This is a genomic window from Desulfopila inferna (assembly GCF_016919005.1).
Classification (GTDB): domain Bacteria; phylum Desulfobacterota; class Desulfobulbia; order Desulfobulbales; family Desulfocapsaceae; genus Desulfopila_A; species Desulfopila_A inferna.
Window position 1 is genome coordinate 1 of record NZ_JAFFQE010000055.1, and the last position, 415, is coordinate 415.

General features: G+C 55.4%; 1 protein-coding gene. It reads right to left on the reverse strand.

The features are described from left to right. Positions 1 to 346: hypothetical protein (locus tag JWG88_RS21420; protein WP_205235854.1), on the reverse strand; the 346-nt coding region annotated here is incomplete at its 3' end. Positions 347 to 415: the final 69 nt, after the last annotated feature.

Below are 415 nucleotides of genomic sequence, written 5' to 3' on the forward strand. Positions count from 1 at the left end.
ACTGAGCGTCGCCGAACACTGCCGACGGCGGCATGATCAACGCAACGCGGACCTCGCCTGGCGTCATTCCACATGTGATGGCGCCAACCTCCTCATGACCGGGGATTTGTCCCTCGGCGTAAAAGGAGGCGACTTCCGGGCGGCACTCGACAACATGCAGTGACGGGGTCGCACGATCCATTGCGTAGAAGGAGACGTTCAACGCCCCATCGACTGGGGAACGCAAACGCTCGAAGGCCATCGTGCAGAGATCGGTAAAGCTGCGCATAGTTGTCTCAGGAAGAAGTTGGTTGATCTTGGCGCCCATTGTAGGACGAATTTTGGTTAAGTTGCACGCATTGGTCATGTAGCAACATAGTTATCTAGTAATTGCTTATCCAATCACGCGTTGCGTACCTGTTTCTGCGGGCGACTC